Origin of the sequence: Tenacibaculum piscium (assembly GCF_021390715.1) — a bacterium.
Classification (GTDB): Bacteria; Bacteroidota; Bacteroidia; order Flavobacteriales; family Flavobacteriaceae; genus Polaribacter; species Polaribacter piscius.
This window is the reverse complement of sequence record NZ_JAJGWT010000001.1, coordinates 77,881-96,911: the sequence shown is the minus strand read 5'-3', so window position 1 is coordinate 96,911 and position 19,031 is coordinate 77,881. Positions and strand designations below refer to the sequence as shown.

The 19,031-nt window shown below is 29.4% G+C and carries 20 protein-coding genes and 1 tRNA gene; 14 read left to right on the top strand and 7 right to left on the bottom strand.

The features are described from left to right. Window positions 1–177: 177 nt before the first annotated feature. Window positions 178–2,292 (top strand): DNA helicase RecQ, encoded by a 2,115-nt coding sequence (gene recQ / locus L0U77_RS00445; protein WP_233900572.1) that lies wholly within the window; start codon window positions 178–180, stop codon window positions 2,290–2,292. Here recQ and L0U77_RS00440 read toward each other — a convergent pair whose 3' ends face one another. The 3 genes from L0U77_RS00440 to L0U77_RS00430 form a co-directional block, all read right to left on the bottom strand. Next, window positions 2,293–3,255, bottom strand: a complete 963-nt coding sequence (locus L0U77_RS00440; RefSeq protein WP_101917890.1) for a WYL domain-containing protein — start codon at window positions 3,253–3,255, stop codon at window positions 2,293–2,295. It lies immediately after the preceding gene. 475 nt (window positions 3,256–3,730) lie between these two features. Further along, complete coding sequence (locus L0U77_RS00435; RefSeq protein WP_233897034.1) at window positions 3,731–4,153, bottom strand: hypothetical protein; 423 nt, start codon at window positions 4,151–4,153, stop codon at window positions 3,731–3,733. Window positions 4,154–4,310: 157 nt separating this feature from the next. Next, window positions 4,311–4,634: a hypothetical protein gene (locus tag L0U77_RS00430; RefSeq protein ID WP_233900570.1), complete on the bottom strand. Its 324-nt coding sequence runs from the start codon at window positions 4,632–4,634 to the stop codon at window positions 4,311–4,313. A 174-nt stretch (window positions 4,635–4,808) separates the two neighbouring features. Here L0U77_RS00430 and L0U77_RS00425 point away from each other — a divergent pair, with 174 nt between their 5' ends. The 3 genes from L0U77_RS00425 (at window position 4,809) to L0U77_RS00415 (ending at window position 6,408) form a co-directional block, all read left to right on the top strand. Continuing rightward, window positions 4,809–5,366, top strand: coding sequence for a DUF4136 domain-containing protein (locus L0U77_RS00425; protein ID WP_233900569.1), 558 nt, complete (start codon window positions 4,809–4,811; stop codon window positions 5,364–5,366). Window positions 5,367–5,467: 101 nt separating this feature from the next. Continuing rightward, window positions 5,468–5,632: a C1orf53 family protein gene (locus L0U77_RS00420; protein ID WP_233897042.1), complete on the top strand. Its 165-nt coding sequence runs from the start codon at window positions 5,468–5,470 to the stop codon at window positions 5,630–5,632. A gap of 56 nt (window positions 5,633–5,688) precedes the next feature. After that, window positions 5,689–6,408, top strand: coding sequence for a DUF4197 domain-containing protein (locus L0U77_RS00415; RefSeq protein ID WP_101917886.1), 720 nt, complete (start codon window positions 5,689–5,691; stop codon window positions 6,406–6,408). A 403-nt stretch (window positions 6,409–6,811) separates the two neighbouring features. Here the strand turns inward: L0U77_RS00415 and pyrF are convergent, their stop codons facing one another. Further along, window positions 6,812–7,666, bottom strand: a complete 855-nt coding sequence (pyrF, locus tag L0U77_RS00410) for an orotidine-5'-phosphate decarboxylase (protein ID WP_101917885.1) — start codon at window positions 7,664–7,666, stop codon at window positions 6,812–6,814. A gap of 96 nt (window positions 7,667–7,762) precedes the next feature. On the opposite strand from pyrF, the gene L0U77_RS00405 reads away from it, so the two are divergent. The 8 genes from L0U77_RS00405 to L0U77_RS00370 all read left to right on the top strand — a co-directional run bounded on the left by L0U77_RS00405 (window position 7,763) and on the right by L0U77_RS00370 (window position 12,737). Continuing rightward, complete coding sequence (locus L0U77_RS00405) at window positions 7,763–8,839, top strand: ABC transporter permease (RefSeq protein ID WP_233897047.1); 1,077 nt, start codon at window positions 7,763–7,765, stop codon at window positions 8,837–8,839. A 1-nt stretch (window position 8,840) separates the two neighbouring features. Then, window positions 8,841–9,320, top strand: a complete 480-nt coding sequence (locus L0U77_RS00400) for a TlpA family protein disulfide reductase (protein WP_233897048.1) — start codon at window positions 8,841–8,843, stop codon at window positions 9,318–9,320. 34 nt (window positions 9,321–9,354) lie between these two features. After that, on the top strand, window positions 9,355–9,894 hold the full coding sequence (locus tag L0U77_RS00395) for a TlpA family protein disulfide reductase (RefSeq protein ID WP_233897049.1): 540 nt from the start codon (window positions 9,355–9,357) through the stop codon (window positions 9,892–9,894). Window positions 9,895–9,940: 46 nt separating this feature from the next. Beyond that, window positions 9,941–10,432: a TlpA family protein disulfide reductase gene (locus L0U77_RS00390; RefSeq protein ID WP_233884014.1), complete on the top strand. Its 492-nt coding sequence runs from the start codon at window positions 9,941–9,943 to the stop codon at window positions 10,430–10,432. An 84-nt stretch (window positions 10,433–10,516) separates the two neighbouring features. Beyond that, window positions 10,517–11,275 (top strand): triose-phosphate isomerase, encoded by a 759-nt coding sequence (gene tpiA / locus L0U77_RS00385; RefSeq protein WP_233884015.1) that lies wholly within the window; start codon window positions 10,517–10,519, stop codon window positions 11,273–11,275. 51 nt (window positions 11,276–11,326) lie between these two features. Next, entirely contained in the window at window positions 11,327–12,166 is an 840-nt protein-coding gene (gene prmA, locus L0U77_RS00380; RefSeq protein WP_101917879.1) for a 50S ribosomal protein L11 methyltransferase, read from the top strand. Between the two features lie 21 nt (window positions 12,167–12,187). Next, the gene (locus tag L0U77_RS00375) at window positions 12,188–12,463 is read left to right on the top strand and encodes an ATP-dependent Clp protease adaptor ClpS (protein ID WP_101917878.1); all 276 of its coding nucleotides are present in this window, start codon (window positions 12,188–12,190) and stop codon (window positions 12,461–12,463) included. A 1-nt stretch (window position 12,464) separates the two neighbouring features. After that, a complete protein-coding gene (locus tag L0U77_RS00370; RefSeq protein WP_233884018.1) occupies window positions 12,465–12,737 on the top strand; it encodes a hypothetical protein in 273 nt (90 codons plus the stop codon). A gap of 810 nt (window positions 12,738–13,547) precedes the next feature. Here L0U77_RS00370 and L0U77_RS00365 read toward each other — a convergent pair. Next, window positions 13,548–13,621, bottom strand: a tRNA-Arg gene (locus L0U77_RS00365). Window positions 13,622–13,701: 80 nt separating this feature from the next. Beyond that, a complete protein-coding gene (locus L0U77_RS00360; protein WP_101916424.1) occupies window positions 13,702–13,926 on the bottom strand; it encodes a putative signal transducing protein in 225 nt (74 codons plus the stop codon). A gap of 203 nt (window positions 13,927–14,129) precedes the next feature. On the opposite strand from L0U77_RS00360, the gene L0U77_RS00355 reads away from it, so the two are divergent. Then, window positions 14,130–15,074, top strand: a complete 945-nt coding sequence (locus L0U77_RS00355; RefSeq protein WP_101916425.1) for a calcium/sodium antiporter — start codon at window positions 14,130–14,132, stop codon at window positions 15,072–15,074. Between the two features lie 409 nt (window positions 15,075–15,483). Here L0U77_RS00355 and L0U77_RS00350 read toward each other — a convergent pair whose 3' ends face one another. Beyond that, window positions 15,484–16,506, bottom strand: coding sequence for a glutamine synthetase beta-grasp domain-containing protein (locus tag L0U77_RS00350; protein ID WP_101916426.1), 1,023 nt, complete (start codon window positions 16,504–16,506; stop codon window positions 15,484–15,486). Between the two features lie 254 nt (window positions 16,507–16,760). Between L0U77_RS00350 and L0U77_RS00345 the strand changes: the two genes are divergently transcribed. Next, the gene (locus L0U77_RS00345; protein WP_233897056.1) at window positions 16,761–18,944 is read left to right on the top strand and encodes a glutamine synthetase III family protein; all 2,184 of its coding nucleotides are present in this window, start codon (window positions 16,761–16,763) and stop codon (window positions 18,942–18,944) included. The last annotated feature ends 87 nt before the right edge of the window (window positions 18,945–19,031 follow it).

Genomic DNA, 19,031 nt, shown 5'->3' with positions numbered 1-19,031 from the left:
TAATAAAGTAAAAATGTTTAGCCCCGATTGAAGCAATTGTTTGAGCTCTTTTTTTGATTTTTTTTCAAAAAAAAGCGAGTGCGGAAAGCGGGAAATAGCTTCAAAATATTTTAATAAGTATTTAAAAGAAACGTAGAATTTAATTTCTACGTTTTTTTTTATGATTATTTTTGTGAAATGATACAGCTAACAGAAAAAGATTTATTAGTAAAATTAAAAACTAATTTTGGATACGACAGTTTTCGGTTACAGCAAAAAGCAATTATTGAAAATGTTTTAGCTAAAAAAGATACCTTAGTAATAATGCCAACAGGAGGAGGGAAATCTATTTGTTTTCAGTTGCCTGCATTATTTTTTGAAGGAATTACTTTGGTAATATCGCCATTAATTGCGCTGATGAAAGATCAGGTTGATAGTTTAAAAGCCAACGGAATACCTGCAACGTATTATAATAGTAGTCAATCTTCGGAAGAGCAAAAAGCCGTTTTTGATGCGGTTATCAATAAAAAAGTGAAGCTTTTATACGTTGCTCCTGAGAGTTTAGCATTGCTTCAAAACTTATTAAATCAGCAATATATTAGTTGTGTTGCGATTGATGAAGCACATTGTATTTCTTCTTGGGGTCATGATTTTAGACCTTCTTATAAACAGTTATCTTTTCTGAAAAGAACCTTACCCGATGTGCCAATTATCGCTTTAACTGCTACTGCTGATAAAGCGACTCAAGAAGATATTTTAGCACAATTAGCTGTACCAAATGCTACAAAATATGTGAGTTCTTTTAATCGAGAAAACATCAGTTTAGAAGTCCGACCTGCAAATGATAGAGTGCAACAGATTATTAAATTTATCAACAAAAAGCCAAATGATGCAGGAATTATTTATTGCTTAAGTAGAAAAGCTACAGAGCAATTGGCAAGTAAATTAAAGCAAAATAATATCAATGCAAAAGCGTATCATGCAGGTTTAACTTTTGAAGAACGTGCAAAAAATCAAGAAGATTTTATTAAAGATGATGTCCAAATTATTTGTGCAACAGTTGCTTTTGGAATGGGAATCGATAAATCGAATGTGCGTTGGGTAATTCATTATAATATGCCCAAAAATATTGAAGGATATTATCAGGAAATAGGACGTGCAGGAAGAGATGGTTTATCTGCCGAAGCCTTACTATTTCATAGTTATGCAGATGTAATTCAGTTGCGTCAATTTATTGAAAATGGAAATAATCAAGAATTAGAAAATGCGAAATTAGATCGCATGAAACAATTTTCTGAAGCAACGGTTTGCCGACGAAAAATTTTACTGAGTTATTTTGGTGAATTAATCGAGAAAAATTGTGGAAATTGTGATGTTTGTAAAAATCCAGTACAGTTTTTTGACGGAACTATTATTGCTCAAAAAGCGCTTTCGGCAATTTACAGATTGCGAGAAAAAGAAGGAATGGGAACTGTAATTGACGTGCTTCGAGGGGCAAAAAACGCCAATGTTTTTGATAAGAATTATCAAACTTTAAAAACTTACGGCATCGGAAATGATATTTCATGGCAGCATTGGCAACATTATATTGTTCAGTTGATAAATCAAGGGTATTGCCGAATTGCTTTTCACTTAAAGAATAGCTTACAGTTAACAGAATTTTCAAAAAAAGTACTTTTTGATGGTCAAAAAGTGCAATTAACAACGCCTGTTGAATTTAAGAAAGAAGTAAAAGTAGCAGGTGTAAAAAAGAAAAAATCAGCAATAAAAACGCCAACTGGTAGTTTATTTGAAGCTTTACGAAAATTACGTACTCGTATTGCAAAAGAAGAAGATATTCCTGCTTATTTGGTTTTTAGTGATGCTACATTACGAGCCTTAGAAAACGAACGTCCGCAAACAGATTCGGCATTTTTAGCCGTTAGTGGTGTAGGAAATAGAAAGTTAGAAGTGTACGGAGGTGAATTTATGGAAGAAATTAAAAAATTTATCAAACATAAAAAACAAGGAAAAAAAGATACTACTTTAGAAACGTATAATTTATACAAAGAAGGTTTTTCTATTGATGAAATAGCGGAGAAACGAAATTTAAAATCACCAACAATATTTTCTCATTTATCAAAATTATATTTAGAAGGAAAAGATGTAAATCTAAATAAATTTATTAGTGTAGATACCTTAAAATTAATAGCAAATGCTAAAAAAGTTTTAAAAAATGAACCAACACTAAAACCTTATTTTGAGTTTTTAGGAGAAAAAGTTCCGTATGGAGAAATACGTGTCGGATTGACTATTTTACAAAAGAATAAGTAATTAAAGATGATAATTTTTCATTAATCCTGTTACTTCATCTGCAATTTCTTTTCGTAAACTAAGCGGTTCTAAAACTTCAATTCGATGTCCGTATTTTAATATTTTTTGATGCAGTTCAATCGAATTTCCAACAAATAAACTCAAGATAAAAAAATCAGGATTTTCTTCGGTTATTTTTTGATATTTAAAAATAGGGGTTGTTTTTATATATTCTTTCTGACTGTTATTAATTTTCAATTTAATTTGTATCGGTTTGATGGTTTCTTCATTAAAACTAACACCAACGGTATAGCGTAATTTTTCTTCAATACGTTCTAAATTAATAGCGATTTTATTTTTGGTAAGTTCTAAATCTGAAATTCTATCCAAAGAAAAAGTTCGGTATCCTTTTTCGGTTTTACCGATAACATACCATCTATTTTGAAATTCTTTTAATACATAGGGTTCAAAAATATATTTTTTTACAGCGTTATTTCGTTTATAATTTACATGATTAAAAGTTACTGCTACTTTTTTGATAATTGCATCAAAAATAGTACTGAAAATATCTAAATTAAATTCTAGAGCATTGGGTTCAAATAAAATATATTGCATATATTTTTCGGGGATTTGTAAAGCTTTCTCATAGGCAATTGCCATGGATTGATATTTTACAAAATGTGAAAAAAGTTCGTTACATTCCTCAAAAAATAAGGTATAATATCCTTTGGTATTGTCATCAATTTTGAAGCCACTTTCTTTTAAACTTTTAATGTCATTACTTAAAGTACTGGTACTTTTACTGTGTCCTTTTAGTGCGAGATGCTGTAAAATTGCATTACTAGATTTTGTTTCTGTTTTTAGAAAATTGATGATAGTAATTTGCCGTTGTATTTTTTTACTGATGTTATTTTTCATAATTTTTTCTTCTTTTTTATTGTTGATATTTCTTTTATCAATCAAAGATACGCTTTGATTTTCCATAAAAATGGGAAATCTTTTATTTTCCTAATTTCGTGGAAAATGAAGCTGTTACTTTGTAGTATAAATAAATCAAAAAAAAAGTTACTATGAATGAAGTGCAAGAAGTAAATGAAGTAGAAAATGCTTCTCAAGAAAAAAATAAACAAGAACAACGCCTTATAATGATGCTAAATTATACATCGCCGATGATTGGAATTTAAAAGAAAGAAATACAATTATTAAAAATAACTATTTAAAAATAGAGAATATGAAAATTATAGAAAAATTGCAATTTTGTAAAATTTTATTTTAAGTGGGAAAATTTAGAAAAAGAAAAAAGCATATCATTTATTTTAGATTATCAACGCACCGCTATGATGAGATAACCTAAGACAAATTATCAAAAAAAAATCCTTCAATATATTTTTGAAGGATTTTTTAGTGTTTTTATCAATGATAAATTATAAAAAATAATGATAAATGGGGGATAACAATATTATTGTCCAGGTTCTTCTAGTAAGTTAAGTGTACTAGAATTTTTGATGTTTACTTTTTCAGAAAAATCACCATGAATAATTAAATTATTTTCATGACGATGTACTAATTTATTCATTTTATTACGGTTTAATAATAAAATCGTTTTAGTTCCAGAATGGTCTTTTTTCTCTAAGATATTTTCGCCGTTAAATTCTACAATCCATTCACTTTCGTGGATATTATTTTCATATTCTAATTCAATTACAGGCATTTTATAAAAGTTGTAATCTTGAATATATCCTAAAGCGATATTTAAACGTAAATTACCACCTTCAACAGTGTATGAATCTTCTTTTAAACCAGCATCTTTAAGAGAAAATTTGTTAAAAGCAGGCGTATCCATTACAATTTTTAATTCTCCGTCTGTTATATTTAATTTCATAAGTAGTTTTTTTTAATTGTTAATTAATCACATATTAATTGATACTGCAAAATTACGCTTACTATTTATGTTCTTAAATGACTTTTATCATTGTTTATCATTGTTTATCATTATTTATTGCTGTTTTTGTTGTTGATTTTATCATTAATTTGATATATTATAGATAATACATAAAAGCCCAAAATTTACGAGATTCAATATAATATAAATTTTCTTCGTTGATATACGCTTCTCTTTCAAAACTTAAATTTTCATAGGCTAAATAGGCATTTTTGTATTTTATATATTTAAAAATCCATTCGATTGCGTAGAAAAGATAGAAGAAAATAATGAACAATTCTACTTGTTGTTTTAGGTGAATTTTTTCATGATTTATTAACACATCATTTTCTTTTAAATCCTTAGTTTTTAAAAAGATAAAAGGAAATAAGGCAATGCCCGAAAAACCTTTAGGAATAATATATTTTGCTATAAAAATCATATTAAAATGGAAGGGATTTAGCCACAAAAATACTCATTTATATTTTGGATGATGTTTCTTGTTTGCATCGTAACTGTTATTTTTTTGTATTAATTTTTATTGTTTGTAAATCAGTTATTTGGCATATTTATTGCTATATTTTTTTAACATTTTATCCTTAAAAAATTAATTATTATGAAATCAGCTACTTTATTTTCTTTTTCGATAAAATCATTAATTTTATTGATTGTGTTATTTTTGATAACTTCCTGTGTTTCAGTAAACGTAGCAACAGACTACGATACGAAGGTAAATTTCAAAAATTATAAAACATTTGCATTTTATAAAAAAGGCATCGATAAAGCAACGATTTCCGATTTAGATAAAAGACGGATTATGCGTGCTATCGAGCAAGAATTAACGGCAAAGGGAATGACAAAATCCGATTCGCCTGATATTTTAGTAAGTATTTTTACAAAATCAACAGAACGAATTATGGTTACTGATAATCTTTACGGTGGGTTTTATTATCCGTATTATTACGGCATCAATCCGATACAAGTTTCTAAATACACACAAGGAACACTTTTTATTGATATATTAGATGCTCAGAAAAAAGAATTAGTTTGGCAAGGCATTGGAACAGGGACTTTAAGCACTCGAAATGTGGAACAAAAACAAGCGAGAATTAAAGAATTTGTCGCTGAAATAATGGCAGTATATCCGCCAGAAAAACATCAAAATAAAAAATAAATCAAAATAAATCAAGATAAATCAAGACAAATTAAAATAAATTAACTGTAAATAAATTAAAAGATACATTATATAATGTATCTTTTTTTGATATTTGCATTATGAGAAATATCATTTTAAAAGCAACTCCCGACGAATATTATCTAAACGAACAAGGATACCGAGTTTTTAAAGAATCGTATCATTTAAGGCGTGGATATTGCTGTAAAAGTGGCTGTAAACATTGTCCGTTCGGATATGATAAAAAAACCGATAGTTTTCAATGATAATATCTAAAGAAATAATTTAACATTAAATTTAACATCAAAATAAACTCGTAAGAATGAAAAAAATTATAGCAATATTTGTGTTTTCCGTAACATTTTTAACAGGATGTGCCGAATTACAAAAAGTAGTCAGTCAATTACCACAAGGAACGGGAGGCGTTTTATCGCAACAGCAAATAGGAAATGGATTGCGTCAAGCGTTGGATAACGGAATTAAACATCAAGTTGCAAAACTAACGGCAACCGATGGTTTTTATAAAAATAATTTGGTGAAAATCGTATTGCCAGAAGAATTAAAAGCCGTTGATAAAGGATTGCGTAAAATCGGATTAAGTAATTTGGCAGATCAAGGTATAAAAGCGATGAACAGAACTGCGGAAGATGCCGTTAAAACTGCCACGCCAATTTTTGTAAAAGCAGTGAAAGAAATTTCTTTTAACGATGCCAAAACTATTTTATTAGGCGATAAAAATTCGGCAACTTCTTACTTAGAATCAAAAACAAATACGGCTTTATATAGCAAATTTAATCCTGTTATAAAAAACTCATTTTCGAAAGTTGGTGCCGATAAAATTTGGACAAATTTAATCAATAAATATAACAGCATTCCTTTTGTAAAAAGGGTAAATCCTGATTTAACAGATTATGTAACCAAGCAAGCGTTGCAAGGTGTTTTTAAAATGATTGCTGTGGAAGAAAAAGGAATCCGTGAAAAATCGGCGTTACGAAATACGGCTTTATTGCGTCAAGTATTTGCGTTACAAGATAAATACTAAAAAATAGTTATTGAAATTTAAAAAACAACAAATAAAAACCTAAGAGCCTGTTTAAAAATTAAATAAACTGTCAGTTCGAGTGATTTTTTTTCCTTCAAAAAAATTGTATCGAGAATTTTTTTAGCGTCAAAATTCATCAACATAAAAGAATTCAAATTCTCGATACAATTTTAATTCCTTTTAGTCATTAAAATCACTCGAATTGACAAGAATCATCAAAAAAAAGAAAAGAACTACGGCAAATCAGGATGCGAAACTGAAATAAATTCAGTTTGACGATTCGATTTTCTGTTTTCCTGCTATAAAACTTTTTTTGATGAAATTTAAACAGGCTCTAAATACTTAAAATATTAAAATAAGTATTTAGGTTTTTATGCTTTTTTTGATGCTTATTTTTTGATACTTATTGGTTTAAAATATCTTGCATTTGTTGTTGTAATTCTAGTGCTTTTACTGCGGATTTATCAGCAAAATCTTTTTTATCCGAAGCATAAATAATTCCACGAGAAGAATTAATTAATAAACCGATATTTTTGTTCATTCCGAATTTACAAACATCTTGTAAATTTCCACCTTGCGCTCCAACTCCAGGAACTAATAAAAAGCTATCAGGCACAATTTTTCGAATTTCTTTGAAATATTCCGCTTTTGTTGCTCCGACAACATACATTAAATTTTGAGAATTTTTCCAAGATTTAGACGTTTCTAAAACCTGTTTATATAATTCTTTTGGAGTGTCAATTTTATTATTTTTATCAATTTTATTACTTTCTACCACATTTTTTGTTTGAAAATCAAACGCACCTTGGTTGGAAGTTAATGCCAACATAATGGTATGTTTATCTTGAAAAGCTAAAAAAGGTTCTACGGAATCTTTTCCCATATACGGGGCAACGGTTACCGAATCGAAGGCTAAATCTTCCAAAAAAGCTTTGGCATACATGGTAGAAGTATTGCCGATATCGCCACGTTTTGCATCTGCAATGGTAAAAATTTCAGGGTACTTTTTGTTGATGTATTTGATAGTTTTTTCCAAAGATTTCCAACCTTTTATTCCGTAAGCTTCGTAAAAAGCGGTGTTTGGTTTGTAGGCAACGCATAAATGATGTGTCGCATCAATTATGGCTTTATTGAAGGCGAAAATCGGGTCTTTTTTCTGTAATAAATGTTGCGGTATTTTGGTTAAATCGACATCTAAACCGATGCATAAAAACGACTTCTTTTTTTTAATTTGTGCAACTAATTCTTGTGTGGTCATGTGTTGTTCTAAAATTATGGTAAAAGTTAGGCAAAAGTACACTTTTTAAATACTTTTTTTAAGACTTTCTTATATCTTATTCTATCTTTGTATCGTATGTTTCAATATATAATTCATAAAATTTTCTACGGATTTTTAACACTTTTTGGAGTTGTTACAGTTATCTTTTTTTTGTTCAATGTGTTGCCAGGCGACCCTGCTAGAATGATGTTAGATCAACGAGAAGATACCAAACAGCTTGAAAATATCAGAAAGAAATACGGTTTTGATAAGCCGATATCTACGCAATATTTATATTATTTAAATGATGTTTCGCCGTTATCATTTCACAGTGATTTTTCGGGAGATTATACTTTTTTATCCGAAGAAAAATATTCTTTTCAGAAAATAATCCAAATAAATGGAACGAATATTGTATTAAAATATCCGTATTTACGACAATCTTTTCAGAAAAACGGTAAAAATGTATCGGAAGTTATTGTAGAAACGTTGCCAAATACGGCCGTTTTAGCCATTTTTTCCATTGCGATTGCGTTATTTTTAGGAATTATTTTAGGAATTTTATCGGCATTATATAAAGATACTTTTTTTGATAAAATCATAGCGATTATCAGTACTTTAGGAATGAGTGTTCCGTCTTTTTTTTCGGCAATTTTAGTGGCTTGGTTCTTCGGATTTGTATTGCATAAATTCACAGGATTAGAAATGACAGGAAGTTTATATGAAGTCGATGATTTTGGCGAAGGAATCCGTATTGAGTGGAAAAATTTGGTGTTACCAGCGATTGTATTAGGCATTCGTCCATTGGCGGTGGTGATTCAATTGATGCGAAATTCGTTATTAGAAACCCTACAACAAGATTATATCCGAACCGCAAGAGCAAAAGGATTAACTGAATATCAAGTACTTAAAAAACACGCCTTAAAAAACTCGTTAAACCCAGTAGTAACGGCAATTTCAGGTTGGTTTGCTTCGATGTTGGCAGGTGCCGTTTTTGTCGAATATATTTTCAATTGGAACGGATTAGGAAAAGAAATCGTAAATTCGTTGAATACACTCGATTTGCCCGTAATAATGGGGAGTGTATTGGTTATCGCTACGTTATTTATTTTGATAAATATCTTAGTAGATGTTATTTATAGTTGGTTAGATCCACGGATTAAATTAAGTTAAAATGAAGTATTTTTTTATTTTTATGCTGTTTTTAGTATTACAAAGTTGTGCTGTTTTTCAGCCTAAATATTTTTCTTCGGATGCGTTATCAGAAAAATTAGTAACCATACATCGAGATTCGATAACTTTAAGAGAAATCTTTCAAAAAAATAAAAATAAGAAGCAATTTATACAAATTTTTGCAACCTATTGCCCAATTAGTCAGCGAAGTTTTAAAGAGGTTTTGGAATTTCAACAAAAAAATCCAGCGATAAAATATGTGTTTTTATCGGTCGATCATTCTTATTTTGATTGGAAAAGAGGACTTGAAAACATCAAAAAAAACAACAACATAAAAGGAGAATATTATTATATTCCGAAAAAAGGAAAAGGGAAATTAGCGAAATTTTTAAAACTCAAAACAATTCCGAGATTTATCATGATTGATGAAAAACAGAAAATTACGCTTTTTAAAGCATCAAAAGTTTCAAAAGTAAAATAATTTAAACCAACTTTAAGTAAAATAAATAATCAAGATGATAAAATATATACTATTAATTTTTACAGGATTTTTTTTAGGGAATTGTTCTCTTAAAAACCCTACCGAATTTTCAAAAGAAGCCTTAAACGATACTTTTATTTCATTCGGTATAAAGAATCAAAATCAAAATCAAAATCAAAATAAAACAGAAAGAGAAATAGAAGAAGTACTTTTTAAAGATATTTTATCACAAAATAAAGGAAAAAAAATAGTGATTGATGTGTGGGCTTCGTGGTGTAAAGATTGCTTAGAGAGTCTGCCTGATGTTAAAAAACTTCAAGCCGAAAATCCAACGGTAGTATTTGTATATTTGTCGCTTGATAAAGATTTAGAATCCTGGGAAACTGCTGTTCATCGCCTAAATCTAAAAGGACAACATTATTTTATGCAATCGGGCTGGGAAGGAAAATTTGCGAAGTTTTTGGGGGTAAATTGGATTCCTCGCTATTTATTAATTGCTGAAAATGGAGCAATAACTGTTTTTAATGAAACAAAAATTACCGATGATTTTATAGGTAAAATATTAAAAAAATAACGTATTTTTAGCCGAAATAGTTAGTGAAAATATTAAAAAAAAAGTTATGAAAAAAATTATTTACGCATTTATCTTTATTGTATTAGCCTCTTGTGGTGGTGAAAAACCATCACCATTTCCTGAAGAAGTTTTAAATGAAAAATTTTTAACAATTCAAGAGGAAACAATCACTTTTAGAGAAATTTTAGAAAAATATAAAGGTAAAAAAGTAATGTTTGAGGTATGTGCCTCTTGGTGTTCTGAATGTGTTTCTGGAACGCCAAAAATTAAAGAATTAAAAGCCAAAAATCCTGACGTTGTTTTTGTTTTCTTATCAATAGATAAAACAATTCCACATTGGAAAAAAGGAATAGAACGATTTTTTAATATAGAAGGAGATCATTATTTTATGTCTAATGCATTAAAAGGAGGATATGCTAAAGGATTAGGAATTAAAGATATACCAGGTTATATGGTCGTTAATGAGCTTGGAATTATTTCGTTATCAAATGTAACAGAACCGTTTGATCCAAGGTTAGAAGCAGCTTTAAAAGAATAATAAAAAGGATAAAATATTAATCATAAAAACACTAATAGTAAAACACTAATTAGTAACGTTTAAATTATAAATTAGAACATAATTTTGAGAAAAAAGATAGTTGCAGGTAACTGGAAAATGAATAATAATCTTGACCAAACTAAAACGTTAATCAAGGAACTTAAAAAGCAGGCAGACAAGCAAATAAGTGATACTACCAGAGTAATTATAGCACCGAGTTTTGTGAATTTAAATACGGCTGTTAAAAAAACAAAAAAATCAAATATTGAAGTAGCCGCACAAAATATGCATCAAGCTGATAATGGTGCTTTTACAGGCGAAATTTCTGCTGATATGCTGACTAATTTAGGTTTGAAGTTAGTGATTTTAGGACATTCTGAAAGAAGAGAATATTTTGGCGAAACCGATGCAATTCTTGCTCAAAAAGTAACAACAGCTCTTCAAAATAACTTAGAAGTTATCTTTTGTTTTGGCGAAGTTTTAGAAGATAGAAAACTTGAAAATCATTTTGAAATTGTTGAAAATCAATTGAAAAATGGCTTATTTCATCTAAAAAAAGAAGATTTTAAAAATATTATCTTAGCCTACGAACCTGTTTGGGCAATCGGAACGGGAGAAACAGCATCGGCTGGACAAGCACAAGAAATCCACAGTTTTGTAAGGAAAACAATCGCTAAAAAATACGGAAATGAAATAGCAGAAAATATTTCAATATTGTATGGCGGAAGCGTAAAACCCGAAAATGCCAAAGAAATTTTTTCAAAACAAGATGTCGATGGCGGATTAATTGGAGGTGCAGCTTTAAATGCTAAAGATTTTTTAGCAATTGTTAACGCAATTTAAGTAAGAGAAATCAACAGAAATCAACAAAAAAATCAAGAGAAGTTAAAAAAAATGGATAATATTTATATAGAATATATTTTTGAAATAAGCCCAAAAGAACCCGCAACAGAAATTTTAATCGCTGAATTAGGTGACGTTGGTTTTGAAAGTTTTGTCGAAAATGAAAATGGCGTTACCGCATATATTCAAAAAAATGACTGGAAAGAAACTATATTAGATGCTATTTTTATTTTAAAATCTGCTGATTTTACCATCAATTTTGAACAAAAAGAAATTGAACAAACCAATTGGAATGCCGAATGGGAAAAGAATTTTAATCAAATTCAAGTAGATGATTTAGTAAGTATCCGAGCGCCATTTCATGAAAATCCTCAATTAAAATACGATATTGTTATCGAACCGAAAATGAGTTTCGGTACAGGACATCACGAAACAACACACATGATGGTACAACATTTAATCAATCTAGATGTTGCGGATAAAAAAGTGCTCGATATGGGATGCGGAACAGGAATTTTAGCAATTTTTGCTGAAATGAAAGGTGCAAATCCTATTGATGCTATCGATATCGATGCTTGGTGTTACGAAAATTCCGTAGAAAATGTAACAAGAAATGGTTGTAAAAATATTTCAGTTTTTGAAGGTGATTCATCACTTTTAACCGATAAAAAATATGATGTTATTATCGCGAATATCAATCGTAATATTTTATTAAACGATATGAAAACCTATACAAATTGCCTAAATAAAACAGGTGTTCTATTGTTAAGCGGTTTTTATAGTGAAGATATTCCAATTATAGATGCCGAAGTTTCAAAATACGGTTTAACATTAAATAAAACAATAAAAAGAAATAATTGGGTAGCTTTGCAGTATCAAAAAAAAGCATAAAATAGTACTAAATATCCACAAATGAGCACAATAGAAAAAATACAAGAAGAGCTAGATGTTTTAATTCAAGAAACAAAAAAGCATGAAATTATTTTACATAATGATGATGTAAATTCGTTCGATTTTGTAATTGATAGTTTGGTCGATGTTTGTGAACACACATTGGAACAAGCAGAACAATGTTCTATTTTGGTTCATCATAAAGGAAAATGTGCCGTGAAAACAGGCGAATATAAAGACTTAGAACCAAGATGTAGTAAATTACTAGAATTAGGATTATCTGCAGAAATAATTTAATATGGAAAATATTTTTAGGTATTACGAATTTTCTGATTTTTTTAAGGATGAATCAGCAAGTTTTTTAGGAAATGAAATTTGTTATGCCATTTTAAATGAAGAACATTTTTTAATTTTTGAAAAAGATAAAGAAACCTATAATTTATATGTTTCTAAATATAAAGAAGTATCAGAAATTGGTGTTAAGCCTCCAGAAATACTAGAGGTTTTAGTGAGAAATTATGATAAATCAATTCCTGAACATCGGGTATTTTTAAGAAAATACTTATATTAAAAACTCAAAAAAAAAATTTTTTGAGTTTTTTTTTGTTTTTATGTGACCTTTAATTAATAAATGTGTCATAAGTGTGTAGAATCTATTAAATATCAGTAAAATATAATAGCCTTAAATTGAAGTCCCCTTTTTAAACTTCTCTTTGTTGAAGCGTTTTTACAGTATCCTTTTTTAGGATAATTCAATAAAAGAGAAGTTTTAGAGAAGTTTAAAAAAAATTTAAGAGTTTAAAGATAGTAGTAGTTAGTTTTTATACTAAGTTTGGTTAGACGAAAAGGCCTTAAGCGAAAGCTTAGGGTCTTTTTTATAGCAGTTGTTTTTATGTTGATTATTTTATCCTAATTTCTTGTGATTTTTTTAAAGTAGCATATATTTATTGGTTTTAAAACTTCAAAAAAGATTAAAAACAATACGAAATATGATAAAAAATAATTTTAGCGTTTACTTTTCTGATTTTTATGTAATCGTGCAATGAATGGGAATTAATTTGAATTGCTAGATAAAGTAATAGAAGAAAATTTAATTCAAAGGATATTAAGGTAATCAATTTAGAAACGAAAAAACTTGTTGAATTTTGTTTTATATAGTCTAATCATTCAAATTAATTCGATTGTCTGGAAAAAAGCCATTTTAGTATGGTATATTTTTATACTATTTTTTCTTAATTGTACCAATTTTAGTAAGTAAACCACTCGTTTTGGAATAAAACTATATTAAATAAAATTTAAAAATAAGGCATTTAACCAGTGTTTACGGGTAAAATGTGGTCAAATAAAAAACACTAAGAATATAATTCTTAGTGTTTTTTTGTGACCTCGGCTGGATTCAAACCAGCAACCTCTTGAGCCGTAATCAAGTGCGCTATTCAGTTGCGCCACGAGGCCGTATTGCGAGTGCAAATCTACAACTGTTTTTCGGTTCTAAAAAATAAAATAGCACTTTTTTTTATTTTATTTTCAGAAATTTAATTTACCTCTTTTTTAAAGTCGATAATTATTTTTTCAGCATCCTTATAATCAGCTTTATAAATGAATAATTCACAAGAATCTCCCGTAGCACCAAAACCTGCTAATCTTCCAGATTCTTTTGTGTCCTTAATTAATGTCGGAATTTTTGCCTCATCTAATAAAAAAGCAAGTCGATTTGTTAAAATTGTTGTTCCTGTGTATACCTTTATGTGTTCTTTCATCGTTGAATTTTTTAGTTTTATAGATTACAAGTAATTAAAATACAAAATTTTATTCTTTTTTCTGTCATATTCTAGTATATTTTAACAATTAATCACTTAATATCTTTATAAAAATCAGTTTTAAAATTTAAGTGAAATATAGCATTTTTATTTTGCTATAAAAATTATAATCAATGTACTATCTTTGTAAAAAAATATAAAAAATGAGTATCATTTACATAGTATTAGGGTTGTTACTACTGGTTCTTGGAGGGAATTGGTTGTTAAAAGCAGCGGTAGGATTGTCATTAAAATTAAATATTTCTAAAGTTGTCATCGGGATGACGGTAGTTTCTTTTGCAACCTCTGCACCAGAACTAATAGTTAGTATTAAATCGGCATTAAGTGGTGCTACTGGCTTGGCGGTAGGAAATGTAATTGGTTCTAATATTGCAAATTTAGGTTTGGTTTTAGGGATTACGATAATCTTATCCACCATTGAAGTTGAAAAAAGTTTTTATAAAACTGATTGGCCCGTAATGATGCTTGCCTCTGGATTGTTATATTTTTTTATCGCCTTTGATTATACGATTCAACGCTATGAAGGTATTATTTTATTTACAATGTTAATTGCATTTTTAGTGTATTTATTACGTTTTCAAAAAAATACGGTTGTTGTTGATGAAATATCAGAAGAGGAAGAGGAGATGCCGTTGTATAAAATTATCTTATTCTTAGTGATTGGTGGTTTTTGTTTATGGTTGGGTTCGGAATGGTTAATCGAAGGAGCAACAAGTTTGGCTAAAAATATGGGTGTAAGTGATGCTATTATTGGAGTTACTGTCGTTTCCGTAGGAACAAGTGTACCAGAATTAGCGGCATCAATAATTGCAGTTTTGAAGAAAGAAAAAGCTATTTCTTTAGGGAATTTAATCGGTTCGAACGTGTTTAATATCTTGGCAGTTTTAGGAATTACCGCCATTATTACACCGATACAATTGGAAAATGATGCGTTAAGTTTAGTAAATAGCGATATTTATTGGATGCTTGCCATTTCATTTATCGTATTACCATTTGCGTTTTTTCCAAAGAAATTGCGTTTAAATTGGGTACACGGAATCCTATTATTAGTAGCTTATACTGTTTTTGTATATCTAAAATTGAGTTAAATATATTTTTTAAGCTAGAGTCTGTTTAAATTGAATTTGTCGATTCGAGTGATTTTAATGACAAGAAGGAATTAAATATTGTATCGAGAAATTGATACTTAAAAAGTTCTCGATACCATTTTTTTAAAGGAAAAAAATCACTCGAACTGACAGTTTATTTATGAATTTTTGTGATAAAATTATAATTAATTTCTAAAATTATCAAAATTAGCAAAAATGCCTAGCCCCGATTGAAGCAATTGTTTGAGCTCTTTTTTATTTTTTTCTTTTGAAAAATAAAAAAAGCGAGTGCGGAAAGCGGGAAATAGCTTCAAATAATTTTTAGTATAAAATAACATCACATAAAAAAGCCTTTAAATTACTTTAAAGGCTTTTTTGATATCTAAAATTTATAATTTTTTATAAGATTTTATAAATTATCACAAACTGGTTTTACTGTTTGTATAATTCTTGATGCAATTTTATAAGGATCTCCGTTTGAAGCAGGTCTTCTGTCTTCTAAATATCCTTTCCAACCGCTATCAACTGTTAAAATAGGAATACGAATTGAAGCACCTCTATCAGAAATACCATAACTGAAATCTGTAATAGCTGCCGTTTCGTGTAAACCTGTTAAACGTTGGTCGTTATAAGCTCCGTAAATATCAATATGTTCTTTAGTTACTGGTCTAAACGCTTCACAAACCTTCATGTAAATTTCCTTAGAACCACAAGTTCTTAATACGGTATTTGAGAAATTTGCGTGCATTCCTGAACCATTCCAATCTCCTTTTACAGGTTTTGGATGATATTCAATATAATAACCATATTGTTCAGTTAATCTATCTAATAAATAACGAGCAATCCAGATTTCATCACCAGCTATTTTAGCACCTTTTGCAAATAATTGAAATTCCCATTGTCCTGAAGCAACTTCTTGATTAATTCCTTCAAAATTTAAACCTGCATCGATACATAAATCAGCATGTTGTTCTACGAAATCTCTTCCATGTGTATTTTTTCCGCCAACTGAACAATAATACATTCCTTGAGGTCCAGGATATCCGCCAACAGGAAATCCTAAAGGAAGTTGTGTTTTTCTATCCATGATAAAATATTCTTGTTCAAAACCGAACCAGAAATCGTTATTATCATCATTAATAGAAGCACGAGCGTTAGATTCATGCGGAGTTCCATCAGCATTTAATACTTCATTCATTACTAAATATCCGTTAATACGAGCAGGATCAGGATAAATTGCAACAGGTTTTAAAACACAATCAGAAGCGCCTCCTGAAGCTTGTCTTGTTGATGAGCCATCAAAAGACCAATTTTTTAATTCCTCAAGAGTTCCTTGAAAATTTTCGTGTTCTTCAACTTTTGTTTTACTTCGTAGGTTTTGCGTTGGTTTGTAACCGTCTAACCAAATGTACTCTAACTTAATTTTTGCCATGATACTATAAGAATCTATATTTTTTATAATCAAATTCGATGCAAAAATAAATAATTTATATTATATGTTAAAATTTATAGGGGTAAAAAACTTAAAATTAACTTTAAAATAATTTACCCCTGTTTTTTATAGGGGTATTCTTTATAATTGATAAAATTGTGTACTTTTGATGTTCGATTTCATATCTTTTATATTTTTCATATCTTTTATTTCATTTTTCACACTTTATAACTATTTTATAACACCTATATATAATGTCAACTTTAAGATTTAGCGCTTTACAAGAAACTTTACATCGAAAACCTGTTTTTATAGAAGAGAAAGGACGTCGTTCAGAATTGTTTGGAAAAAATGTTTTTAATGAACAAGCGATGCGTCAATATATGACAAAAGATGCGTATAAAAGTGTGATGGATGCTATTGAATTTGGCACTAAAATAGATCGAAAAATAGCCGATCAAATTGCGGTAAGTATGAAAGATTGGGCATTATCTAAAAATGCGACTCATTATACACATTGGTTTCAGCCTTTAACGGGCGCAACAGCGGAAAAACACGACGCTTTTTTTGAAACAGTTCAGGGTGGAGGCGCGATGGAACATTTTGACGGTGGTAAATTAGTGCAACAAGAACCTGACGCTTCTAGTTTTCCGCACGGCGGGATAAGAAACACCTTTGAAGCCCGTGGATATACTGCTTGGGATCCAACATCACCTGCATTTATATATGGAACAACATTATGTATTCCAACAGTTTTTGTCGCCTATACAGGCGAAGCACTAGACAATAAAGCACCGTTATTAAAAGCCTTGCAAGCACTCGACACAACAGCAACGGCAGTTTGTAAGTATTTTGATAAAAATGTATCAAAAGTAAATGCAACTTTAGGATGGGAGCAAGAATATTTTTTGATTGATACCGCTTTAGCAATTGCTCGACCAGATTTAATGATGACAGGAAGAACACTTTTAGGACATTCTCCCGCAAAAGGACAACAATTAGACGACCATTATTTTGGGTCAATCCCTGATAGAGTCATGAGTTTTATGCGTGATTTAGAACAAGAATCGATGCTTTTAGGCGTTCCTGTAAAAACACGTCATAATGAAGTAGCACCAAATCAATTTGAATTAGCACCCATTTTTGAAGAAGCTAATTTAGCCGTTGACCATAATTCATTATTGATGGATGTCATGGAAAAAGTATCACAACGTCATCAATTTAAAGTATTGTTTCATGAAAAACCATTTCAAGGAATTAACGGTTCAGGAAAACATAATAACTGGTCGCTAGTAACCAATACAGGCGTTAATTTATTAAGTCCTGGGAAAACTCCTATGAAAAATTTACAATTCTTAACCTTTTTTGTAAATACAATTAAAGCTGTTCATGATTATGAAGAATTATTAAGAGCATCTATCGCAAGTGCTAGTAACGATCACAGGTTAGGAGCAAATGAAGCACCTTTGGCAATTATGTCGGTATTTATTGGCTCGCAATTATCCGCCGTATTGGACGAACTCGAAAACGTAACCAAAGGAAAATTATCACCCAAAGAAAAAACAGACCTGAAATTAAATATTGTCGGGAAAATTCCCGAAATTTTACTCGATAATACCGATAGAAATAGAACATCTCCCTTTGCTTTTACAGGAAATAAATTCGAATTACGTGCCGTAGGTTCATGGGCAAATTGTGCCGAACCAATGACGATTTTAAATACCATTATCGCAAAGCAATTAAAAGAATTTAAAATTGAAGTTGATGAATTAGTAGAGGTCAAAAATCTGAAAAAAGATGAAGCTGTTTTTAATGTATTAAGAGAATATATTAAAGCATCCAAAAAAATTAGATTTGAAGGCGATGGATACGGAATCGAATGGGAAAAAGAAGCCGAAAAAAGAGGATTAAGCAATCATAAAACAACACCTGAAGCATTAAAAACTAAAATTTCTGAAAAATCAATCGCACTTTTTCAAGAAATGAAAGTAATGAGCAACATCGAAGTTATCGCAAGACACGAAATTGAACTCGAAAAATATTCGAAACAAATCCAAATTGAAAGCAGAGTACTCGCAGATATTGCTAGAAATCATGTAATCCCAACGGCAATTCAATATCAAAATACCTTAATAGAAAACGTAAAAGGATTGAAAGAAATCTTCGGAAATGATTTTCAAAATTATGCCAAAGAACAAATCGAACTTATAAAAAAAATATCAGCACATATTACAGGAATAAATTCCAATGTTGAAAAAATGACAGAAGAACGTAAAGAGGCAAATAAATTACACGGACAAAAAAATGCCGATAATTATTGCTATAAAGTAAAACCGTTTTTTAACCAAATTCGATATCATTGCGATAAATTAGAATTAATGGTCGATGATAATTTATGGCCACTAACAAAATATCGAGAATTATTATTTATCAGATAAAAAATAAAAATTCAATTAAAAATTTAATTAAAAAGTTTATTTAAAAAGATTAATTAAATTTGCAACCAACAACAACAGAACACACAG